This window comes from Pseudomonas sp. RIT357 (assembly GCF_000632245.1).
Taxonomy (GTDB): domain Bacteria; phylum Pseudomonadota; class Gammaproteobacteria; order Pseudomonadales; family Pseudomonadaceae; genus Aquipseudomonas; species Aquipseudomonas sivasensis.
Map to the genome: position 1 here is coordinate 154,115 of NZ_JFYX01000048.1, position 21,137 is coordinate 175,251.

General features: G+C 62.5%; 17 protein-coding genes. 2 read left to right on the plus strand and 15 right to left on the minus strand.

Translation table 11 applies throughout. The annotated features are described in order from the left end of the window. Positions 1-11: 11 nt before the first annotated feature. The 9 genes from mexE to BW43_RS01910 form a co-directional block, all read right to left on the minus strand. Positions 12-1,253 (minus strand): multidrug efflux RND transporter periplasmic adaptor subunit MexE, encoded by a 1,242-nt coding sequence (mexE, locus tag BW43_RS01950; protein ID WP_032891296.1) that lies wholly within the window; start codon positions 1,251-1,253, stop codon positions 12-14. Between the two features lie 300 nt (positions 1,254-1,553). Beyond that, positions 1,554-3,767, minus strand: a complete 2,214-nt coding sequence (locus tag BW43_RS01945; protein WP_032891298.1) for a GMC family oxidoreductase — start codon at positions 3,765-3,767, stop codon at positions 1,554-1,556. Beyond that, positions 3,764-4,276, minus strand: coding sequence for a sorbitol dehydrogenase (locus BW43_RS01940; protein ID WP_032891299.1), 513 nt, complete (start codon positions 4,274-4,276; stop codon positions 3,764-3,766). Before BW43_RS01940 ends, BW43_RS01945 begins: the two co-directional genes overlap by 4 nt. Then, positions 4,273-5,640 (minus strand): hypothetical protein, encoded by a 1,368-nt coding sequence (locus tag BW43_RS01935; RefSeq protein WP_032891300.1) that lies wholly within the window; start codon positions 5,638-5,640, stop codon positions 4,273-4,275. Before BW43_RS01935 ends, BW43_RS01940 begins: the two co-directional genes overlap by 4 nt. A 156-nt stretch (positions 5,641-5,796) precedes the next feature. Beyond that, positions 5,797-6,312: a sterol desaturase family protein gene (locus tag BW43_RS01930; RefSeq protein ID WP_032891301.1), complete on the minus strand. Its 516-nt coding sequence runs from the start codon at positions 6,310-6,312 to the stop codon at positions 5,797-5,799. Positions 6,313-6,350: 38 nt separating this feature from the next. Then, the gene (locus BW43_RS01925) at positions 6,351-6,839 is read right to left on the minus strand and encodes a response regulator (RefSeq protein WP_032891302.1); all 489 of its coding nucleotides are present in this window, start codon (positions 6,837-6,839) and stop codon (positions 6,351-6,353) included. Beyond that, on the minus strand, positions 6,836-9,151 hold the full coding sequence (locus BW43_RS01920) for an ATP-binding protein (protein ID WP_032891303.1): 2,316 nt from the start codon (positions 9,149-9,151) through the stop codon (positions 6,836-6,838). The genes BW43_RS01925 and BW43_RS01920 overlap by 4 nt, the downstream gene beginning before the upstream one ends. After that, positions 9,148-9,801: a response regulator transcription factor gene (locus tag BW43_RS01915; protein ID WP_032891304.1), complete on the minus strand. Its 654-nt coding sequence runs from the start codon at positions 9,799-9,801 to the stop codon at positions 9,148-9,150. Before BW43_RS01915 ends, BW43_RS01920 begins: the two co-directional genes overlap by 4 nt. Then, on the minus strand, positions 9,798-10,964 hold the full coding sequence (locus BW43_RS01910) for a sensor histidine kinase (protein ID WP_032891305.1): 1,167 nt from the start codon (positions 10,962-10,964) through the stop codon (positions 9,798-9,800). Before BW43_RS01910 ends, BW43_RS01915 begins: the two co-directional genes overlap by 4 nt. Positions 10,965-11,128: 164 nt before the next feature. Here BW43_RS01910 and BW43_RS01905 point away from each other — a divergent pair, with 164 nt between their 5' ends. Then, positions 11,129-11,647 (plus strand): SgcJ/EcaC family oxidoreductase, encoded by a 519-nt coding sequence (locus BW43_RS01905; RefSeq protein ID WP_032891306.1) that lies wholly within the window; start codon positions 11,129-11,131, stop codon positions 11,645-11,647. 222 nt (positions 11,648-11,869) lie between these two features. Here BW43_RS01905 and BW43_RS01900 read toward each other — a convergent pair whose 3' ends face one another. Together BW43_RS01900 and BW43_RS01895 are read right to left on the minus strand one after the other, a co-directional pair. Then, positions 11,870-13,933 carry a TonB-dependent receptor gene (locus tag BW43_RS01900; RefSeq protein ID WP_155989991.1) on the minus strand — a complete coding sequence of 688 codons (2,064 nt, stop codon included), beginning with the start codon at positions 13,931-13,933 and terminating at the stop codon, positions 11,870-11,872. Between the two features lie 84 nt (positions 13,934-14,017). Continuing rightward, positions 14,018-14,407 carry a DUF2946 family protein gene (locus BW43_RS01895; protein ID WP_032891307.1) on the minus strand — a complete coding sequence of 130 codons (390 nt, stop codon included), beginning with the start codon at positions 14,405-14,407 and terminating at the stop codon, positions 14,018-14,020. 274 nt (positions 14,408-14,681) lie between these two features. On the opposite strand from BW43_RS01895, the gene BW43_RS01890 reads away from it, so the two are divergent. Then, positions 14,682-16,022 carry an ABC transporter substrate-binding protein gene (locus BW43_RS01890; protein ID WP_032891310.1) on the plus strand — a complete coding sequence of 447 codons (1,341 nt, stop codon included), beginning with the start codon at positions 14,682-14,684 and terminating at the stop codon, positions 16,020-16,022. Between the two features lie 3 nt (positions 16,023-16,025). On the opposite strand, the gene BW43_RS01885 is transcribed toward BW43_RS01890, so the two are convergent. Genes BW43_RS01885 through BW43_RS01870 form a run of 4 tightly spaced genes read right to left on the minus strand, consistent with a single transcriptional unit; the run spans position 16,026 to position 21,096 of the window. Beyond that, a complete protein-coding gene (locus BW43_RS01885; RefSeq protein WP_032891312.1) occupies positions 16,026-17,651 on the minus strand; it encodes an ABC transporter ATP-binding protein in 1,626 nt (541 codons plus the stop codon). After that, entirely contained in the window at positions 17,648-18,532 is an 885-nt protein-coding gene (locus BW43_RS01880) for an ABC transporter permease (RefSeq protein ID WP_032891314.1), read from the minus strand. The genes BW43_RS01885 and BW43_RS01880 overlap by 4 nt, the downstream gene beginning before the upstream one ends. 3 nt (positions 18,533-18,535) lie before the next feature. Then, positions 18,536-19,486 carry an ABC transporter permease gene (locus tag BW43_RS01875; RefSeq protein ID WP_032891316.1) on the minus strand — a complete coding sequence of 317 codons (951 nt, stop codon included), beginning with the start codon at positions 19,484-19,486 and terminating at the stop codon, positions 18,536-18,538. Continuing rightward, positions 19,483-21,096 carry an ABC transporter substrate-binding protein gene (locus BW43_RS01870; protein WP_032891318.1) on the minus strand — a complete coding sequence of 538 codons (1,614 nt, stop codon included), beginning with the start codon at positions 21,094-21,096 and terminating at the stop codon, positions 19,483-19,485. Before BW43_RS01870 ends, BW43_RS01875 begins: the two co-directional genes overlap by 4 nt. Positions 21,097-21,137 lie beyond the last annotated feature (41 nt).

Below are 21,137 nucleotides of genomic sequence, written 5' to 3' on the forward strand. Positions count from 1 at the left end.
AGTCGTATCCCTTAACCGCGTGGAGTCGCGACGCTGGCAAGTTTGGGCGCGGCTTTATCCGGCGCCACTTGTTCCAGGTTGCTGGCTTCAAGCGCTTGTCGTTGTTGGGCCAAGGCGGCGAGGGTTTCTTTGCTGGCCATCGGAATGGTTTCCGGGGCGACCGGCGAGCCGGGGCGTGCACGCTGCAGGCCCTTGACGATGATGGTGTCGTCCTTGTTCAGGCCGCTGCGTACGATGCGCAAACCTTCGATCTTCGGCCCCAGCTCCACGGCGCGATAAGCCGGTTTGTCGCCGTCCATCACCAGTACGAATTTCTTGCCCAGATCGGTGCCCACGGCTTCATCGTTGATCAGCACGGCGGAGTAGGTGCCGCTGCCCACCAGCTTCAGGCGTGCGTACAGGCCAGGGGTGTATTCGCCCTTGCTGTTGTCAAACACGGCGCGACCACGAATGGTGCCGGTGGCCGGGTTGACCTGGTTGTCGACGAAGTTCATCTGGCCCAGGTGCGGGTTGCCGGTTTCATTCGACAGGCCCAGGTAAACCGGGGTGGTAGCGCCACGGCGGCCTTGGCGAGCCAGCTCGGTGTACTTGAGGTAAACGCGCTCATCGGCGTCGAAGTAGGCGTAGACCTTGTCGGTGGAAACCACGCTGGTCAGCGCGGTGACGTCAGCGGTCACCAAGTTGCCGGCGGTGATGTCGGCACGGCTGACGCGGCCGCTGATTGGCGAGGTTACGCGGGTAAAGCTCAGGTTCAGCTTGGCCAGGTCCAACTGCGCCTGGATCCCGGCGACGGCGGCGCGGGCTTCCTGGGCGGCGGTGGTGCGCGAGTCGGCCAGTTCGGCGGAGATCGCATTGCTCTGGCGCAGGCGCTCGCCGCGTTGGGCTTCGTTGTCACTGCGAGTGGCGGCGGCGCGGGTCTGTTGCAACTGGGCTTCAAGGCGGCGCACTTCAGCCTGGAACGGACGCGGGTCGATCTGGAACAGCAGGTCGCCTTTCTTGACCAAAGCGCCTTCGGTGAAAGCGACTTGGTCAATCTGGCCAGAAACCCGTGGACGGATCTGCACAGTTTCCGGTGCTTCCAAACGGCCGGTGAATTCATCCCACTCGTTCACCGGTTGTTCCAGCACCTTGGCCACACTGACTTTGGCGGCTGGCATGGCGGCCGCTTGTTCCGGGGTCTTGCCGCACGCGCTCATCACCACCACGGCCAAAATCGCCAGGGGGAAGCGCAAATGTTTGAGTGACTGTTCCATGAGGTGCATCCGCCAATGTATTTGAGATGGGCGGATCATGCGCGGCGGGGTGGTATGTCACGAATCGAATGAAGCAAAGGTAACTATCATTGCGAATGATATAAGCGCGAGATTAGCCCTCTAGGATGGGGGTTTCGTTAGGGTGCTATCAATGGGCGTGATGACAAAGGACTGTTGCGTGGTTCGCAACAAGCACTGAGAGGGTGTGGCGGTTGGGGTGTCAGGCATTGCATTGAGGTGGGCGTATGGACGGGTGAAACCGTCCAGTCAAAACGACCGGACGGTGTTTGGCCGTGGGCCCTACGCTGTACCGAACCCGATCTGCACCGTCAGCGCTCCCTGGTTATCCCCCAAACCAATGCCATAGCGCCCCTCCAGATCATCGTTGATACACAGCTGCAATTCCCCCGTCTGCCCCGGCGGAATCTCGGCCAGATCCCCCACCAGAAACGGTGTCCCGCTGCTGCCCACACGCCCAACCAGCGCGCCTTCATTTGCGCCCGGCAGGGTGTAGCCCGCTTTGGCGATCAACCCCGGACTGCCATTGCCATCAACCATGCCGCCGACCGGGCTGGCCAGCCAATGGCCGCTGACATACCGCACCACACGCGGGCTTGGGCCGCTGATCTGCACGCCAGTGCCTTGCCATGGCTGGTTGGCTTGCACCTGCACGGTGACGGCTTTGAGGTCGTTGCACAGGGTGTCGCCGGCCTGAATCGACAGCGCGGCAATGGTCAGGCTCGGGTTGGAGGTGCCGGTGGTGGGGAATACGCCGTCGCCCACCAGGAACAGGTTGTTGTGGTCCCAACTGCGCTGGTATTTGTCGACCACCGAGGTGGCCGGGTCGGCGCCCATGCGGTAGGTGCCCATCAAGTGCCCGGCGCCCTGGAAGGAGTACGACTCGCCCTGGTATTCAAACAAACCGGGCTTGATATTGGTGGTCAGTTCGGTGGCGCCCAGCAGCTCAGTGATGACGTGGCTGGCAAGAATCCGCGCCTGTTTGAAGCCTTCCTTGGTGTAGTCCGACAGGTTGTAATGGATTTCCGGTCGCGGGATGCCCAGACGGTCTTTGTACTGACTGGACGGCACGATGTAGCAGTTGGCCTTGTTCGGATCGTCCTCGACTTGTTCCACCAGAAACCCCACCCGAAACTGCCGGGTGAGCAGGTTGTTCAGCTGTTGCACCAGTGCCGTGCCGAACAGCACCTGGGACGCGTCCGTGGACTTTGGCAGTGGGTTGGTGCGGCTGACGTTGGTGCCATCGATCAGGTCGGCCACGGTGGTGTACGGGTCGCCGATCGGCCAGTTGAAACCCTCGTTGCCTATCTCGATCCGCCAGGCCGCGCGCTGGCTGCGAAAGGCGCCGTCGCGCAGGCTTTCGATACCGGCGGTGGATACCGGGCCACGGTACGGGAACACCGTCTTGCCTTCGGGCATCAAGCCCCACGCCAGGTAGATCGGGTGGTCCGCCAGGCTACGACCGACCTGGCCACTGCTGTTGGCCACGCCCTTGGGCCAGGCGCTGCTGGTGGAGTTGAGCAGCAGTTTTGGCGTTTCGATGGCATGGGCGGCGATCACATAGCGCTGCCCGATCGCGACGCCAGTGCCGGTGGCCGGCCCATCGCCCAACTGATACTGAATGAACTCAATGCCGCTGACAGTCTTGTCCGCTGCCACCGTGACCTTGCTCGCCACGGTCTTGTACAGCACCCGCACATTGCCGGTGTTGAGCGCATTGTTCAGGGTCACCGTGGCGTCGTACTTGGCCTGGATCGGGCAGATCGGCGTGCAGTTGGTATTGCCTGCGCACACCCGTCGCCCGGCATACGGCTGCGAGTTGCGCCCGGCTGGGGTGGGGCTCACCACCAGCGGCAGTCCTTGGAACGATTGGCCCTGCACCGCGCTGACGAAGCTGCCATCCACCAACGACAGCGGAATGCTGGTCATCGGGTATTCATAGTTGGTCGGGAACGTGATGCCCAGGTAGGCCTGGTCGGCGACGTTGGCCGCCACGCCTATTTCTGCTTCGGCGCGGCAATAAGCGCTTTGCAGGTCGTTGTAGCTGATCGGCCAGTCCACGCCCACGCCGTACAGCGTCTTCATCTTAAAATCATTCGGCAGCATGCGCAGGCACGTGGCGACCCAATGCCAGGTAGTGCCGCCGCCGACGCGCTCATAGGTGCTGGTGAACGGCAACGGGCCTTTTTGCACCAGGTAACTGACCTCGGGATTTTTCCAGTTGTCATCGAGCAGGTCAGCGATGGTCGCGCGCGGTGCGTTCTGTTCGGCCGGGTTGCGCGTCGGACTGAGGGTGCTCACCGGCGGATAGGGGGACTCGGGGGTCTTCAGCGTGGCGGTGTAGAAACGCTCCAGGTACTGGTTTCGGTTGGCCGGGACTTCCGGGCCGGACTCCAGCACCAGCACCTTCACCCCCGCCAGGCCCAATTGATAGGCAATGATGCTGCCCGCCAGGCCAGCACCGACGATCACTACGTCTGCTTGTTCGGTACTCATGACGATGCTCCAGGCTGTGGGCTGGCGGTAACCCCGGTGAAGTCTTCCAGGCTCGGTGGTGGGCTGTTCCAGTAACCGAAGAAGAACTCGCTGTAGCCCATCGGATGGGCCTGGGCGATGTTCCACGCCCAGCTCTGGGTGTAGGCCTCGGCACTGACCACGGTTTGCTCGTTCACCGGGAACGCGCCTTGGGTGTACGGCTGATACCACACGCCGAGCATCCACAGTTTCATGATCGCGCGCGCCGCTTGGGCGGTTTGCGTGGCGGCGGGTTGGCCGTTCTGCATCAGGATTGCGTTGCCGATTTGCTGCGGCGTCTGCTGCTCGCTCGCCAGCGCGGCGTATTGGGCGAGCAGGGCGCTGAGCACGTCCTGGCCCACGCGAGGGCCAACGAAATTCAGAAACAGGGTGGGCAGGCCGATGGGGTCTACCGACGGCGCCAGCAGTTCCTGATTGATGCCGGTGAGCACCACGCTCAGGCCGGTAAAATTGTCCAAGTCGGTACTCATGGCTGACTCCTTGTCACACCGGTGGATTGAGCGCGTTCGAGCAGGTAAGTGAAGTCGGCGAAACTGGTGCGCGGTGATTGCGTCACGTGGGTGGCGGCATTGCCGTGACAGGCGATACAACTGGAGGACGCCTGGGGCACCGTGCCCTGGATATAGGTCTCCAGCGTTGCATTGGCGAGGAACGAAGGCGCTGGATTGCCCAACGGTTTGGTGGCCGAGATCTGGCACGGTGGCTGGCCGCTGAGGGTAGGCCACTGGGTGCTGATCAACTGGTAATTGGCCCAGACGCTGTTGGGGTTAACCGTACGCAGCAGGTTCTGGTAAGTGCTGTTGAGCGCCTTGGTTTCATCGGTCAAAGGGATCTCGCGCACGATCTGCGAAGGCGTGGCCTTTACCGCCGGGTTCCAGGGCCGTGGCGGCGGTTGGTTGACCTCGGCATGGCTGCTGGCGTTGTAGAACAGGTACGGGCCTTTGCGCTCGGCAGGCGGCGTGGTTTTTTCCGGGACATTGTCAACGTGCTCGAAGGTCGACCACACCCACTGCGGCGCACTGGTGGTCTTATGCACGATATGCAGCCCCACCAGCCCCACCGGCTCGGCAACGCAGGACTCGGCCACCACCGGCCCTTTGCTCGGGTCGCTGTTGCCTGGCGTATACACCAGGGCATCGACGGTGTGGAAACTGCTGGGGTTGTCGTTGCCGTCCAGCACCTTCCACGAGGCCTTGACCATCAACGAACCCACGTCACTGGTGGCCGGGTTGCCGCAACTGAATGCCACCGCATTGGTCGCACTGGCGGCAAAAAATGCCTGCTGACCCTGGATGCTGTACAGGCCATTGTTGACGATGCCGTCGAACATCGATTGGTTAACCACGATTTCATTGCGCGTGTACACGCCGCTCTGGTCCACCAACGGGCCGCTTTGAAACGGCTGAATAAACTCGTCCAGCACATCCGGGACCTTGCCCATTTGCTGCAACAAGCGCCCCGACCCCTTGCCCTCACAGGCCGCCGGTACACTGGCCGGCGCCTGCCAGGCCGCTGGTTTCTGCCCTTGGGGCAGGAAGATTTGGTAGCTCTCCTTGTAGCTTTCCCACACCGTGGCCGCGTCCTGCTGGCCGATCTGCACGCCGGTATTGGGCTTGCCATCGGCCAGGACCGGCCAGTTCAGCGCAATGAACGTCTGCCACGACATTTCATCGAAGTTGGCTTGCAGGCTGTCGAGAGAGAAGGGCGGGGTCGCCGTGACATCGAAGGGTATTTGCGTAGACAACGTGGGGGCCGCGACGACCAGGGGGCTCAGCAACGCGCCAAACAGCGCACAGCCGAACCCGGGCCGGGGGCGATGGGTTTCCATTCTCATCGGTATCTCCTAGGCATCAGACGCCAGGAGACAGTGGGTCCGTCATGGACTCTTCAATGCGCCTCCTGGCACGGGCTTGAGCGTAGATAAGGTTGGAAATGCCGTTGTACGGGACGCTAGATTTATTCGTAATAAAAACAATCGCTCAGAGGCGCTTCAGGCACGCTCTGCGCGGATATAGGTGCGAAACACATGGTCCCACAGCGGTGAAGACACGCCGAAGTTCTTCTCGATGCCTTTGCGGTGATGCAGGTCGTGATTGGCCACCAGCCCCGGAATAAATCGATAGGCCCAATGCGCCGGGCGGTGCATCACGTAGTGCACCGAGATGTAATAGAAGTAGCCCGTCACCGCGCCGACAAACGCCGAGGTCAAACCGGCGTACCAGGCCAATAGCAGCAATGCCGCAAAGGTGGAGCTGGTTTTCCAGCTCGACACACCGATATAGGCCAGCACATCCACATGGTGGGTCCAGTGCTCGTGGCGATACAGCGAGTGGAACAGAAAGCGGTGTGCCGAATACTCCACCAGCGTCCAGGCCATGAAGCCCGCGAGCAGTTGCAGCGGATCAAGTGGCGCCAGGCAGAGCGCCAGGCCGATAAACAGAGGGACGGTGAAGAAATCCAGGTAATACGCGACTGACGACATCAGCCATTTGTTTGAAGCCGCCATGTGCGGATCGTCCTTGAGGTGCATGAACCGACGGGAAGTTAAGCCGGGTCCTCCCCGGCGGCGGGCAGATTGCCCGTTGATTCACGCCGTTGCAACAACTCGATGCGCTGCGCGGGTACCAGGGTGCGCAAGGTCTTGTAGAGCACCCGGGTTTCCAGCAGGTTCCACACCCGCAGCATGGTTTCCAGCGCGTCCAGGGGTTTGCTGATGAAGTCCCGGGCGCCCAGGGCCAGGGCGCGCAGGCGGGTGTCGCGGGTCGCGTCGGCGGTGAGTACCAGGATCGGCAGATATTCGCCCTGGGGGATACGCCGGTTGAGTTGTTCCAGCACCGCAAAGCCGTCGAATTCCGGCATGTGCAGGTCAAGAATCACCAAGTCCGGTTCGAAACTGTTGAACAGCTCCAGGGTGCGCAGCGGCTGGGTGCTGCTCAGCACGTTGGTGAGCCCTTCGCGCGCCAGCAGTTGCTCCACCAGATCGAGGTTCGGGCGTTGGTCGTCGATGATTAGAATGCGCAGGTCGAGGTTCACGCGGGCTCCGGGAAAGACTGGTCGAGGTGGGCGAGAAACGCGGGCACGTTGATCGGTTTATTCAACACGGCGGTTGCGCCGGCGTCTTGCAGAGCCTGGCGGGTAAGGTCGCTGGCGTCGGCGGTGATCATCAGTACCGGTGTGTCACGGGTGATCGGTGACTGGCGCAAGCGTTGCAGCACCTTCAATCCGTCGAGGTCCGGCAGGCAGACATCCAGCAGAATCAACTGTGGCGCGTGCTGCGCGGCCAGGTCCAGGCCCAGTTGGCCTTGCATGCTGGACAGCAGTTTTATCCCCGGTCGGCGTTGCAGCAGGGTTTCGATCAGCGCCAGGCTGGAGAGATTGTCTTCGATGCATAAAACCTTGCCCAGGAACGTGCAGGCGGCGGGGACTGGGCGCGGCAACTGGGTGTCGATGACGGGCGTGGTACTGCGCTGGAATGCCGCCACGCGCGCGAACGGTAGCTCCAGCGTGAAGCGTGAGCCAATGCCGGCTTGGCTTTGCACATTGAGGTGGCCGTCCATGTTTTCCAGCAGGCTTTTACTCAGGGCCAGGCCCAGGCCGCTGCCTTCCACATTGGGGTCGGCGCCCAGGCGTTCGAACGGTTTGAACAGTTGCCCCAGGTGATCCGCCGCGATGCCGTTGCCGGAATCACACACCGACACGGCGATACGCGGCCCATCAACGCTGACTTCGATGCTGACGTCGCCATCGCGCTGGTTGTATTTGATCGCATTGGACAGCAGGTTCAGCAGCACCTGGGTCAGGCGTTGTCGGTCGGCCACGATGCCCACATCCGCCGCCAAGGCGGGCAATGGCTGTAACCGAATGCCCGCCTCGGCGGCCATCGGCGACACCAGCGACAGCGCCTCTTGCAACGCCTCCGCCAAAGGGATCGGCGCGATATTCAACGCCAGGCTTCCCGCCTCGATCTTGGCGATGTCCAGCACTTCGTTGATCAGTGTCAGCAAGTGCTGGCCGGCCCGCAGGATATGTCCGACGTCGGCCTTTTGCGCCTTGGGCGCGTCCATGTCCAGCAGTTGTGCAAAGCCCAGGATCGAGTTGAGCGGGGTGCGCAGTTCGTGGCTCATGCGCGACAGAAACTCGCTTTTGGCACGGCTGGCACGTTCGGCTTCCTCACGGGCCTTGCGCAGAGCGATTTCGGCCGCGCGGCGGTCGGTGATGTCGCGGGTGATCTTCGAAAAACCGCGCAAGGCGCCAGTGCCGTCGTACTGCGCGGTGATCACCACGCTGGCCCAGAACCGCGTGCCGTCCTGGCGGCAACGCCAGCCTTCTTCGGTGTAATCGCCGTTGCGGGTGGCTTCGCGCAGCGCCATGTCCGGGTGCTGAGGGCATTCCTCGGGCAAGTAGAACACCGAGAAATGCTGGCCGATGATTTCCTGTTCGGTGTAGCCCTTGATCCGCTCGGCGCCGTTGTTCCAACTGGTGACATAGCCCGCGGTGTCGAGGGCGAAGATCCCGTAGTCCTTGACCCCATCGATGATCAGCCGCAAGCGTTCTTCGTTGTCACGCAATGCGCGCTCGCGCTCGGCCAGCAGCAACCCTGCTTCTACGAGGCTGGTGCCCAATTGGCCGATTTCATCGTGCTCCGGCGGTTGCGGCAGCAGCGGCGAACCGAGGGCCAGGCGCTGGGCGTTGCGCTGCACATTCTGGACCCGCGCCACAATGCCTTTGGACAGGAACAGCACGGCGACAATGGCGCCAAACAAGCCGCAGATCGCTGCCAGCCAAGTGGACAGCAACAAACGCTGACGGGTTTCGGCCGCCGCCGCGCTGCGCTCGGCCAGCAACGACGCCTCAAGGGTGAGCATGGTGCTGATGTGTTGGCGCAACGCATCGAGGATGTGTTTGTTGCTGATCAGGATGGCACTGATCGATTGCGGCGTGGCGTCGCGGTCCTTGAGCATCTCTTCCAGCCCGTCGACCTTGCCATCGATCAGCGGCTTGATGGCGCTGAGTTGCTCGCGTACCCGTTGATCACGCACGTTGTGGTCAAGCCGGCGTAGGGCGGACTCGATCTGCGGCCTGGCGTTGAGGTAGCTGGGCAGGAAGTCTTCGCGGCGAGTGAGCAGGTAGCCGCGCACACTGGCAGCGGCCTCTGCGAGCAGGGTGTGCACGGCCTGGATATCGCCTTGCACGCGCAGCACCCGGCGCACGTCCTCTTCGGCGCGGGCGGTCTGGCGTTCGGTGGTGTAGATCAGCACGAGCGACAGCAACAGCACCACCAGCGGCAGCGAGATCACCACCAGCGCCTTGCCCCGCAGTGGCAGGTCGGCCCAACGCCGCTTCATGGTGACGTCACCAGGCCCAAGGCGATGCCGCGTACGGCGGCTTGGGTGCGATCGGCTGCGCCAAGCTTGCCGATCACGCGTTCCACATGGGCCTTGGCGGTGCCAGTGGTGATCCCGAGCTGCTCGCCGATGGCGCGGTTGCTCATGCCGTTGGCCACCAGGCCAAGGACCTGGCGCTCGCGCGGGGTGAGGTTTTCGGTGGGGGCCGCGCCGCTGGCCTGGCGTTCGGTCATGCGGCGCAATAGCCGCGTGCTGACTGCTGTGTTGAGCGCTTCGCCGCCGGCCCCGACTTTTTGCAGGGCCTGGATCACCTCGGCACGGCTGGCGTCCTTGAGCAAGTAGCCGACCGCACCGGCATTCATCGCCGCTTCCAGGTATTCGGGGCTGTCGTCCATGGTGAACATCACCACTTTCACCGCCGGCAGGCGCTCTTGCAGCAACCGAGCGGCGCCCAAGCCGTTGAGCCCAGGCATGCGGATGTCGAGGATGACGATATCCGGCAGCAGTTGCTCACACAGCTCCACTGCTTGCAGGCCATCGCTGGCTTGACCGACCACCTCGAACTGCGCAAGGCCGGCCAGCAGAGAGACGAAACCGGTGCGCGTGACTTCATGGTCGTCTGCCAGCACGAGACGCAGGACGTCGGTCATTGAGGAATTCCAGGCAAGTGGGCTGGCACGCGGGCGTGCAGTTGGGTACCGCAGTCGACTGCGCTGACGCAGGTGAAGCTGCCGCCCAGCAGGCTGGCACGCTCCTGCATGGTCGCGAGGCCAAGATGCTGGGCGTCATCGCGTGAGGGGGCCGAAGTGAAGCCTTTGCCGTTGTCGTCCATGCGCAGGGAAGCCTGGCCGTCGTGCAAGGCCAGGGTCAGGGTCACCCGGCTGGCATGCGCATGCTTGAGGATATTGTTGATGGCTTCCTGGCCGATCCGGAACAGGGCGATTTCCACCTGGCTGGGCAATCGCGTTTCACAGTGGGCGAGCCACACCACGTTGATGCCAGCGTCGCGCAGGCGGTCGGCTTCTTTGTCGAGGGCTTTGAACAGGCCGAAATCATCCAGCACGGTGGGGCGCAGACCTGCGATGAGTTGACGGCCTTCACCGACGGAGTGCTGGGCCAGGGTGAGAATCGCCTGCAAGTCGGCGGCGAGTGCGTCCGGCAGTACGGGGCAGCGGCCGGCAAACCCTTGCAGCCGTTGGTGCAAACCCGCGAGGGTCTGTGCCAGGCCGTCGTGCAGGTCGTAGGCCACGCGCTTGCGTTCGTCTTCCTGGGCGCGAAACAGCCGGTTGACCAGGTCGGACAGCGTCTTGTCGCGGGTTTTGAGGGTGGTCAGCAGGCGATCGTTTTCCAGGTGAGTGGCCAGCAGGGTGGCGAGCAGTTGCAGGGATTCGCTGTCTTCGTGCTCCGGTGCCCGCAGGCTGACACTATTGCCCAACACCAGCAGGCCAAACGCTTTGCCGTCACTGCCACGCAACGGCACTTGCAGCACGCTGTGAGGCTGCTCCTTCCAGCGAGGTGCGCGCAGATCGCGGTCAGCGAGGGCGGCCAGGCTGGTCAGGCGTGCCGGGCTGCCATGGCTCGCCGTGGTGCGAACAGCTCCGTCGGCGGCCCATTCCTGCAGCAGGCCATGGTCCATCGCAAGAAACGCGCAAGCCCGCGCGAGTACGCGTTCGCGCATGGCGTCGGGGGCCAGTTGGCTCAGCTCCTGCCCGGTATCCACTAACAGCCGCAGCCGCGCCGTGCGGCTTTCCGATTGCCGGAAATGCGCGCGCATGGCCAAGGCGCTGCCGGGGTCATGGGGCGGGTTATGCATGGGTGATGCTCCAGTGCTGCGGGCGTGCGGGGCTTCTATTAAACATGGTTAAACACCTTGGGCGCTATCTGCCAAATGGCATAGGTAAATGACTCCGGTTGGCCGATGGCGCGCCACGGTCGGCTTGGCAAAGTGGGCTCAACGAACACCACTGGAGTATCCCAATGCAATTCAAGCCCGCAGCAATCGCCCTGATGTTTGCCTTGAGCGTTCCGTTTGTTCAGGCCGCCGAAACGTCGCCGTATGTCTACCGTGAGGTGGCCCAGGCGCCGGCCAATGTGAAGGACCGGGAGATTGCCGGTTTGTTTGACCGTTGGAACAGCGCTTTGCAGACCGGCAACGTCACCTCGGTGGTCGACCTGTATGCGCCGGGCGCGGTGCTGCAGCCCACCGTGTCCAACCAAGTGCGCACTACGCCGGATCAGATCAAGGACTACTTCGATCACTTCCTGGCACTCAAGCCGGTAGGCCAGATCAACTACCGTGAAATCCGCCAACTGGGCACTAACGTAGCCATGGACAGCGGGGTCTACACCTTCACCCTGACCGACGCGAAGGGGCAGGTCAGCCATGTGCAGGCGCGCTACACCTTCGTTTATGAGCAGGTGGGGGGCCAGTGGAAAATTCTTAATCACCACTCTTCGGCGATGCCTGAGGCGCAGGTCAAGCACGCTAAGCAGTAACTGCGGGAGGAAAAATGCCTATCCCTTGGCGGGGGTAGGCATTTTTTTGTGGTGGCTGGGAGAGTGCTCCTGTGACGGACCCGGAACCCACGGGCATTTGACGACCTCTCCCTATCCAAATGTGAGAGGCCACGCTCATCACAAAAACAGGCCCGTTTAGGAAAATGGTTAACCCTTTAAAATCAGTGACTTATTTTATGTTTGATAACAAGGGGTTGTCTTTCAGAAGTCCAAGGTGACGCCGGTATAGAGCGCACGCCCGTCGCCGGGTGAGTGCAGTGACGCCTTCGCGCCGTCCGGGTCGTACCAGACGTATTCGTAGTAGCGGTTGGTGAGGTTTTTCAGTTGCAGGTCGACACTGACGGATTCAGTCACTTGGTACGTCGCACCCAGGTTCATCAACACGTAACCGCCGTAAGTCCCCTTGGTGTTTTCGCGCTCCAGGTAATAGTGGGTCTGGCCGTTCATCCACGCGGTCAGTTGCAGCGCGGGGGTGGCTTTGTAGTTTATGCCTGCGTTGTAGAGGTGATGGGGGATGTGGTCGATTTCCTGGCCTTTGCTGTTGGGCAGGGTGGCGCTGGGCTGGAGGATTTTCGAGTACTGCCAGGCGTAGGCCATCCAGATGTCGGTGCGGTCGTTCGGGTGCAGGTTCAACTGCGCGTCGTAACCCCAGCGGCGGGTTTCGCCGACGTTATCCGATTCGCCACTCGGGTCATTGAGCCGGCGGCTGACTTCGCCGCTGGCTTCCTGCTGCCAATAGGCGACGCGGCCGTCGATCCAGTCGGCGGGGGTGAACTTGATACCGGTTTCCCAGCCTTCGTTGATCGACGGCGCGAGGTCCGTATCCCGTGGCGGTATCTTGTAGGCAGCGGCGCCGGTGCCGACCTGGAAGGTACGGCCCCAGTTGGCGTACACGCTGGCCACGTCCCACGGCGAGTACACCACGCTGAGCTTGGGTTGTTTGATCAGCCCATAGTCGTTGATGGCGTAATCCATGCCGGTCATTTGGTTGGTGAAGTCGCCGTGGATTTTATCGACGCGGTAGGCCGGGATGATTTTCAGCGATTCAAACGGTTTGATCTCAGCCTGGATGTAAGCCCCGTAGGTATCAAAGTCGAACTGCTGGTCGCGGGTTTGCGCCAGGCGTGTGCGGTTCTGGGTCCGGTAGCGTTCACTGGTGTTCTGTTGCTGCTGGACGTCCGCGCCGCCTTCCAGGGCGAAGGCGTAGAGCCAGCTTACCTCGGGCCGCCAGGTCAGGGAGGTGAGGGCGCCGTACTGGGTTTCGTAGGCGTCGCGCTCCTGCTGGGAGCTGGTGCGCCAGTATTGCGTCCAGCGTCGGTCGTCGAAGGTATTGAGGTAGGTTTTTGCCGCCCAGGCCAATGTTTCGGCCAGTTCGGTATCGACGTGCACACTGAGTTGGTTCATCCGCCGCGTGCCTTTGTCGGTGGCGTTGTAGCGGTTGGTCATGGTGGGGTGGTGGCGGGCGTCGTCTTCACTCAAATAACCCGGCTCTTGCGCCTCGGTTTCGTAATGGCGAGCGATCAGGCCGACACGGTAGCTGCTGTCGTCCGGGGTGTAGAACCATTTGCCGGACATCGAGAATTTATCCGCCTGGGCATGATCCCGGTAGCCATCGGCTTTCTGGTAGGCGAAGAAATAATTCTGGGTCCAGTTGCTGCCTTCGATGCCTTTGGCGAGTTGCGTCTCGCGGGTGTTGTAGCTGCCGTAGCGGATTCGCGCCTTGGTGTAGTCGCCTCCTGTGCGGGTCAGCATGTTGACGTTGCCGGCAATGTTGTTGAGGCCGTAGCGCGCGTCGCTGGTACCACGTACGACTTCGATACTGTCCAGCTCCATGGGGAAAATCATGTCCATGAACGGCATGTTGCCGTCGTTGCTGTTGCTGGGGATCCCATCGATCAGCAGCTTCACCGCGTTCACTTCACCTTCGCCGTTGAAACCGCGAAAGGAGATCTTGCCGGAGGTGGTGCCTTGGTTGAATTCGGTGAGCATGACCCCTGGCGCACGGCTGAACAGCTCCCAGCTGTAGTTGACCGGCATTTTCTCCAGGATGTCGGCACCGAGGATGTCGACCGAACTGAGCACGCTGGCGGTGTTCAGCGGGCCGCTGGCGTTGGTGCTGCCTTGGACGCTGACGGTGCCAAGGGTGAGGGCCGAACTTTCGGTTGCATGGGCCAGTGGCGTGAGTGCAAACACTGAGAGCAGCGGCCAGAGTGAGGAGGGCACAGCGATACGCTGTGCGCGGGACAGAGTAAATGGAGCAGGCATGAGCACGCTTCCTGATGACCAAAAGACTTCAAGGACGTTCAGCCACCCTCAACGGACGGCAGAAAACACAGGGTTTCGGGGCAGTCAGGCGACAGGGGAGGCGCGAGGGCTCAGGCTCGGCCAGCGAACCCTGGGATGCAACGTGGGTAACAGCGGATCAGCGAGGGCGACATCCGGCGCATAGCGCGGCAGCCAATGCCGGTAATAGTTGGACGGCAGCGCGGCCAGGCCGGCATGCCCGCAGCAGCAGTCGCCATGCTTCATGGCGGCAGCCGAAGGCGCGGATTTGAGCGGCTCGATCAGCTTGTCAAAGCCTGGTGGCAGGGCTTGGGAGGCGCCGCCTGAGCAGAATCCACCCCACAGCATCAGGCCGATGTCCGGCGTTTGCAGGGCGCGGCTCAACGGCATGGCCAGCATGTTGAGCAACAGGGCCAGGCAGGCGATCCAGGGGCTGATGCGTTTGAACATAGCCATAAAGCCATCGACGCAAAGGGGCGCGTATTTAGCCGCAGTTCAGGCATGAAGTAAAACGCGCTATTTTGCCGCAGGCCTGGCGACCGAACGCGGTGTTGGTGGCGCAACAGCGGTTCAATAAAGTGTTCGATTATCCGAGCCGTGCGGGGTGACCGGTACAGCGCAACCCCTTGAATAAGAAGGCTTATGCGCTTGGCATGAATTGTGTTGTGACCCATTGGCGCTGACCCGACAACGGGAGGGGAAACCTCACCTTTCATAAGAAACCACACCCATGCACAACGTCTTGCAACGCACAGTCATCGCCAGCCTGCTGGCACTCGGCGCCTTGGGCGGGCCATTGTCGACCATCGCCCAGGCCGCCAACGATCAACAGTTCATCCCGCTGGCCACCTACCGAGTTGGCGCCTATGCCTCCAGCGGTATTCCGTGGTGGGCCGGGGAAATTGATTACTTTCGCTATATCAACGAAGTCGAAGGCGGGGTGAACGGCGTGAAGCTGGTCTGGCAGGAATGCGAGACCGAGTGGAAGACCGACCGCATCATCGAATGCTACGAACGCTACAAAGGCGGCCTGGACGGTGCGCCCACCGGGTTCTTCTTTACCCACAGCACCCCGGCCTCCTATGCGCTGATGGACCGTGCTGCCGTCGATCACATCCCCTTGATCGATGGCGCCGGCGGGCGTACCGAATCCACCGATGGCCGCGTGTTCCCTTACGCGTTTCCGTTGTTGCTCAACTACTACGGCCAGGCCTCGGTGGGCATCAATTACATTGCCCAGCGCGAAGGTGGGCTGGACAAGCTCAAGGGCAAGAAGATCGTCACTGTCTATCACGACTCTGCCTACGGTCGCGAAACCCAGGCGGCCATGCAGTTGCTGGCGCAAAAGTACGGTTTCGAGAACATCCAGATTCCCGTGGCAGACCCGGGTAACGAGCAGTCCACTCAATGGCGGCAAGTGCGCCAGATCAACCCGGACTGGGTATTCCTGCGCACCTGGGGCGTTTCGACACCGGTGGCGATCAAGACCGCCGTGCGTTTTGGCGTTCCCGTGGACCGTCTGATCGGTGACGTATGGGCAGGCTCTGAAGCCGACGTGATTCCCGCCGGCACCGCCGCCAAAGGCTACCAGGCGCTGGCGCCGTTCCCCGGTGGCGACGGTTTCGAGATCCATAAAAAGCTCAAGCAGTTCATCCTCGATCCCGGCAAGAGCAACCTCAAGGACACCAGCTACTTCGGCAAGGTCTACTACAACATCGGCCTGATCAACGCCGCGATTGCTGTCGAAGCGCTGCGCACCGGTCAGGCAAAATTCGGCAACCGCGCACTGAACGGTGAGGAAACCCGCTGGGCGTTCGAGCACCTGAATATCGATGCGGCACGCCTCAAGGCCATGGGCTTCGAAGGGCTGTTGGCGCCGTTGACATTGTCCTGCGCCGACCACGAAGGCGGCGGTTCGGCCCGCGTGCAGCAATGGGATGGGCAAAAGTGGGTGCTGGTAACGGACTGGCTGCAAGCCGACCGCGCCACTTTGCGTCCGTTGATCGAAGCCAAGTCCGCCGCGTATGCCCAGGAAAAGGGCATCGTGGCGCGTGATTGCTCGGCGCAGTAAACCTCAGGCGGCGCTTGCCGCGACTTGCCGGCCAGGGATGGCCGCAATCAGTTCGCGGGTGTACTCGGTGGCCGGCTGGTTGAAGATTTGCGCCACCGAGCCTTGTTCAACCACGCGACCATTGCGCAGCACCAGCACCTCATGGGCGAAGTTGGCCACCACTGACAAGTCGTGGGACACCAGCACATACGCAATGCCCATCTCCCGTTGCAGCTCTTGCAGCAAGTCAAGAATGCGTGCCTGCACCGACACGTCCAGGGCGCTGACCGGTTCATCCAGCAACAGCAGGTCGGGTTTCAACGCCAGGGCGCGGGCGATGGCGACGCGTTGGCACTGGCCGCCGGACAGTTCACGGGGCAGACGGTCCAGAAAGCTCACCGGCAGGTGCACGCGGCTGATCAGCTCCCGCGCCGCCTGTTCCAGGGCGGCACCCTTGAGCAAGCCAAACGACACCAGCGGCTCCACGATGCTGTCGAACACGGTGAAGCGTGGGTCCAGCGCAGCGAAGGGATTCTGCTGCACCAGTTGCAGGCGTTGGCGCAACGGGCGGAAGTCGCGCCAGCTGAGGTCTGTAACGTCCTGTTGTTCAAACCAGACCCGGCCCTGGCTCGGCTTCTCCAGGCCGAGGGCGATGCGCAGCGCGGTGCTCTTGCCCGAACCGGACTCGCCGACGATGGCCAGGGTCTGGCCGGGGTACACCTCAAGGTTAAGACCTTCCAGGGCCATGAAGGTCGAGGCTTCGCCCTTGACCTTGGGTAGTGCAAACGTCTTGCCGACGTTGTGCAGGCTGAGGATCGGCTGGCGCCCCAGATCGAGATTGATCAACGGATCGCGGCGCTTGGCGAAGGCAGGCGCGGCGGCAATCAGTGCGCGGGTGTAGTCGTGGCTGGGGCGGGAAAGGATCTGCTGGGGCGGGCCTTGTTCGACCACCTCGCCGTGCTGCATCACCAGAATGCGGTCGGCGCGGTCGGTGGCCACGCCGAGGTCATGGGTGATGATCAACAGCGAAATGCCGCGCTCCCTGACCAGCCGTTGCAGGTGATCGAGGATCTTGCGCTGCACGGTGACGTCGAGCGCGCTGGTGGGTTCGTCGGCAATGATCAGGCGCGGATTACCGGCCAGGGCGATGGCGATCAGCACGCGCTGGCGCATGCCGCCGGAGAGTTCATGGGGATATTGGCGGGCGCGCAGCACCGGTTTGTCGATCCCCACCTGTTGCAGCAACTCGACAATATCCGCATCGACGCCGGGGTAGCGCTTGCCCTTGGCCAGGATCAACGCCTCGGCGATCTGTTGGCCGATGCGCAGGGTAGGGTTGAGGCTGACCATCGGGTCCTGGGGCACCAGGCCAATGGTGCGGCCGCGCAGGTTGCGTTTCTGGCGTTCGCTGGCGTGGGTCAAGTTATTGCCATCCACCCACAGTTGACCGGCGCTGATTTGCGCGTTGTCTGGCAGCAGGCCAAGGATGGCGTTGGCCAGGGTGGATTTGCCCGAGCCGGACTCGCCGACAATCGCCACGGTTTCGCCTTGGGCGAGGGAAAACGACAGCGAACGCACCGCTGGATTGACCTGGCCGCTGGAGCGGTAATCGACACTGAGTTGGCGTACATCGACCAAAAACGGGCTCATCGCTGGATCTCCTCGAAGGTGCGGGCGATATGGTTGAGGCTGAACACCACGGCCACCAGGAACAGGCCGGGCAGCAACGACACCCAAGGTGCGGTGATCAGAAAGTGCCGGCCGTTGGCGATCAAGGTGCCCCATTCCGCCGCCGGTGGTGCGGCGCCGAAACCGAGAAAACTCAAGCCTGCGGTGGCGAGGATGGCTGCGCCGAAGTCCAACGTTGCCAGTACCGCTACCGGGCCCCAGGCGTTGGGCAGAATGTGCCGCAACAACGTGCGGCCCCAACTGGCACCGCCCAGCCGTGCGGCTTCGACATAGGGCAGGGTTTTCACCCGCAGTACTTCGGCGCGGGTGGTACGGGCAAAGCCCGGAATAATGCCGATGCCCACCGCGATGGCCACCGGTACGGTGCCGAAACCGATGGCCGTGACGATCGCCAGGGCCAGCAGCAGTCCAGGCAGAGCCAGCAGTACATCGACCACGCGCATGATCACCGCATCGATACGGCCACCGGCAAACCCGGACAAAATGCCCAGCCCGAGTCCGCCTACCAGCGCGATCCCCACCGCCAGCGAGGCCGCCAGCACCGACAGGCGCGCGCCGTAGACCACGCGGGTAAACAGGTCACGGCCCAGTTCATCGGTGCCGAACCAATGGGTCAAGTTGGGCGCCGTGAGTTTGGCGAGCGGCGCGGTGGCGTAGGGGTCGAAGCTGCTCAGCAGGTGCGGCGCCAGGGCGGCGACCAGCGAAAACACCACCACTGCCACGGCCAGGCTGAACCCCGGCCGGCGCAGCAAGGGCAGCAGGGTGGACGTGGCGCGTTGCAAGTGGCTGCGGCGGTGCCAGAGGGTTTCGCTGCGCACGCGTTTCTGGGTGAGCGTCGTCATGGTCTAGGACACCTTTGGCGTGTGGGAAATGCGCGGGTCGAGCCAGGGGTACAGCAAGTCCACCAGCAGGTTCACGAGGACGAAGGCTGCCGCCGACACTGCAACGATGGCCAACACCACCGGAATGTCCTGGCGCAGTACGGCTTCCTGGGCCAGGCGGCCGATGCCGGAACGGGCGAAGATGGTTTCCACCAGCACCGCGCCGGACACGGTATTGCCCACCTGTAGGCCGATCAGGGTGAGGATGGGCAGCGCGGCATTCCTGAACCCATGGCGTGCCTGCACCTGGCCCCGGCTCAGGCCCTTGGCGTAGGCGGTGACGATATAGGCCTCTTTCCACACGCCCTGGAAGCTGCGTTGCAGCACTTGGGCGTACACCGCTGCACTTGGGATCGCCAGGGTGATCGCCGGTAACACCAAGCTTTCGAAGCCTCGGGTGCCGGTCGCGGGAAACCAACCCAGGCCAAACGCAAACACCTGGATCAGCAACAAACCCATCCAGAACACCGGCACCGAGAAGCCCAGGGACGGCAGGCGCGCCAGTGCTTTTTTCAGGGGTTGCCAACGGATATACGCGGTGAGGTACGCCAAGCCAATGCCGCCGAGCAGCGACAGCACAATCGCCAGCCCCGCCAGGGACAGCGTCTGTGGCAGGCGCTCGGCGAGCAACTCGGCCACCGGGCGGTTGAGTGACAATGACTGCCCAAAGTCACCGCGCAGCGCGCCCAGCAGCAGGTCGATGTATTGCTCAAACAGACCTTTATCCAATCCGTAATAGGCCCGCGCCTTGGCCAGGTCTTCCACCGACAGCGCGTCGGCTTCCATGCCGGACGCACTGAGCATGATCGACAAGGTGTCGCCGGGCAGCAGATAGAGGATGAAGTAGGTGATGCTGTAGGCCCCCCAAAGCACCAGCAGCGCCTGGCCGACCCGGCCAATCAGGTAACGACTCATGGCGCGGCGACCTCGATATCACCCAGCAGTGCAAAACCTTCGGCGGTCCAGCGGAAGTTTTTCACCTTGGCCGACGTTGCGGCCTGCCACACGCGCTCATACACCGGGAACGCCGAGCCTTCATCCACCAGCAGGTCTTGCAGGTTGCCGTAGGCCGCTGCGCGTTGTTGGCTTTGGGTGGCGGTGATGCCTGCATCGAACAGGCCTTTGGCAGCGTTCAGCACCGCCGGTTCGTAGAGGTTGGTGGCCAGGGTCGAGCTGTTGGCGGTGCGTGGGTCGAGGATGGTTTGCAGGATGATCGGGTCGGCGCGGGTCATGTAGGTGCTGGTCAGGTCATAGTTGCCGGCCGAGTTGTTGGCGACCCATTCGGCACGGGTGACCACGTTGAGTTTGACCTCGATACCGACCTTGCGCAGTTGGTCCTGGAGCAGCACGTCACCGGCGGTTTCGGATGGGGTGATGTTGTAGCTCAGGCTCAGGCGCTTGCCGTTTTTCTGGCGGTAGCCGTCCGCGCCCTTGGCCCAGCCGGCCTGGTCCAGCAGCTGCCCCGCGCCTGCCGGGTCGTAGGCCAACTTGGCACCCTGGCTCTTGAAATAAGGCGTAGTGACGTCGTAGATGCCGTCCACCACCGGAAATTCGGCGTTGTAGACGGTGCTGGCGTAGCTCTTGCGGTCGATGGCCTTTTGCAGGGCCAGGCGAACTTGCTTGTCGCTCAGTGCACGCCCATCACGGGTGTTGGGATACAGGTTCAGGGCCGGCCCCGGCAGCGAACGGCTCTGGATGGTGGCGCCCTTGGACTGGAACAGCTTCAGGTCCACCTCGGAGAACGGGTTGCGCGGCCACAGGATGTCGGCCTTGCCTTGCAGGAACAGGCCGTTGCGCACGCTTTCCTCGGGGATGTAGCTGATGTCCACCGCATCCAGGTGCGCTTCGCCCTGGTTCTTCATATTCGCCGAAGCCCAGGCGTAACCCTTGCGCTTGGTCAGGTGCGCGCCGACTTCCGGGGTGTAGCTGGCCAGCACGAACGGCCCGGTGCCGATGATCTTGCCCAACGAGCGCTCTTTGGCGCTGAGTGTGTAAGAGGCCGGCGCGAGGATCGACAGATTGGTGGTGGACGTGGCTTGCAGGAAGCCGGCGTTGGGCTTGGCCAGTACCAGTTTTACGGTCAGGTCATCCACCACTTCGGCGTGGTCGAACCCCGCCAGGTAGGTGGCGCCAAAGGTGGCCGGCAACTCGGTGGCTAACGCCTTGTTGCTGTCGAAGGCGGTTTTGACCGCCACCGCATTGAAGCGCTCGCCGTTGCTGAAGGTGACGTTGTCGCGCAAGTGGAAGGTATAGGTGAGCGCGTCGTCACTGACTTCCCAGCTTTTGGCCAGCCAGGGAATGATCTTGCCGGTCTCCGGGTCTTGGTCGGTAAGGGACTCCGCGACATTGCGCAGCAGCACGCGGTGTTCCAGCCAATAGACCTGGAACGGGTCGACGCTGACCAGGGTGGTGTTGTCGCCAAAAAAGGCGATGTTCAGGGTCTTGCCGGCCTGGGCGTCACTGCCCGAAGGCGAGCAGGCGGCCAGGCTAAGCGCCAGGGCGCACGGGGCCAATAGACGGCTCATCAAGTTGGAGGTGTTCAATGGGATGCCCTCGTATGGCGATT

Bases quoted from the DNA above. Each gene is read 5' to 3' on its own strand.
- mexE (WP_032891296.1), bottom strand. From the start codon at position 1,253: ATGGAACAGTCACTCAAACATTTGCGCTTCCCCCTGGCGATTTTGGCC.
- BW43_RS01945 (WP_032891298.1), bottom strand. From the start codon at position 3,767: ATGAGTACCGAACAAGCAGACGTAGTGATCGTCGGTGCTGGCCTGGCG.
- BW43_RS01940 (WP_032891299.1), bottom strand. From the start codon at position 4,276: ATGAGTACCGACTTGGACAATTTTACCGGCCTGAGCGTGGTGCTCACC.
- BW43_RS01935 (WP_032891300.1), bottom strand. From the start codon at position 5,640: ATGAGAATGGAAACCCATCGCCCCCGGCCCGGGTTCGGCTGTGCGCTG.
- BW43_RS01930 (WP_032891301.1), bottom strand. From the start codon at position 6,312: ATGGCGGCTTCAAACAAATGGCTGATGTCGTCAGTCGCGTATTACCTG.
- BW43_RS01920 (WP_032891303.1), bottom strand. From the start codon at position 9,151: ATGAAGCGGCGTTGGGCCGACCTGCCACTGCGGGGCAAGGCGCTGGTG.
- BW43_RS01915 (WP_032891304.1), bottom strand. From the start codon at position 9,801: ATGACCGACGTCCTGCGTCTCGTGCTGGCAGACGACCATGAAGTCACG.
- BW43_RS01910 (WP_032891305.1), bottom strand. From the start codon at position 10,964: ATGCATAACCCGCCCCATGACCCCGGCAGCGCCTTGGCCATGCGCGCG.
- BW43_RS01905 (WP_032891306.1), top strand. From the start codon at position 11,129: ATGCAATTCAAGCCCGCAGCAATCGCCCTGATGTTTGCCTTGAGCGTT.
- BW43_RS01900 (WP_155989991.1), bottom strand. From the start codon at position 13,933: ATGCCTGCTCCATTTACTCTGTCCCGCGCACAGCGTATCGCTGTGCCC.
- BW43_RS01895 (WP_032891307.1), bottom strand. From the start codon at position 14,407: ATGGCTATGTTCAAACGCATCAGCCCCTGGATCGCCTGCCTGGCCCTG.
- BW43_RS01890 (WP_032891310.1), top strand. From the start codon at position 14,682: ATGCACAACGTCTTGCAACGCACAGTCATCGCCAGCCTGCTGGCACTC.
- BW43_RS01885 (WP_032891312.1), bottom strand. From the start codon at position 17,651: ATGAGCCCGTTTTTGGTCGATGTACGCCAACTCAGTGTCGATTACCGC.
- BW43_RS01880 (WP_032891314.1), bottom strand. From the start codon at position 18,532: ATGACGACGCTCACCCAGAAACGCGTGCGCAGCGAAACCCTCTGGCAC.
- BW43_RS01875 (WP_032891316.1), bottom strand. From the start codon at position 19,486: ATGAGTCGTTACCTGATTGGCCGGGTCGGCCAGGCGCTGCTGGTGCTT.
- BW43_RS01870 (WP_032891318.1), bottom strand. From the start codon at position 21,096: ATGAGCCGTCTATTGGCCCCGTGCGCCCTGGCGCTTAGCCTGGCCGCC.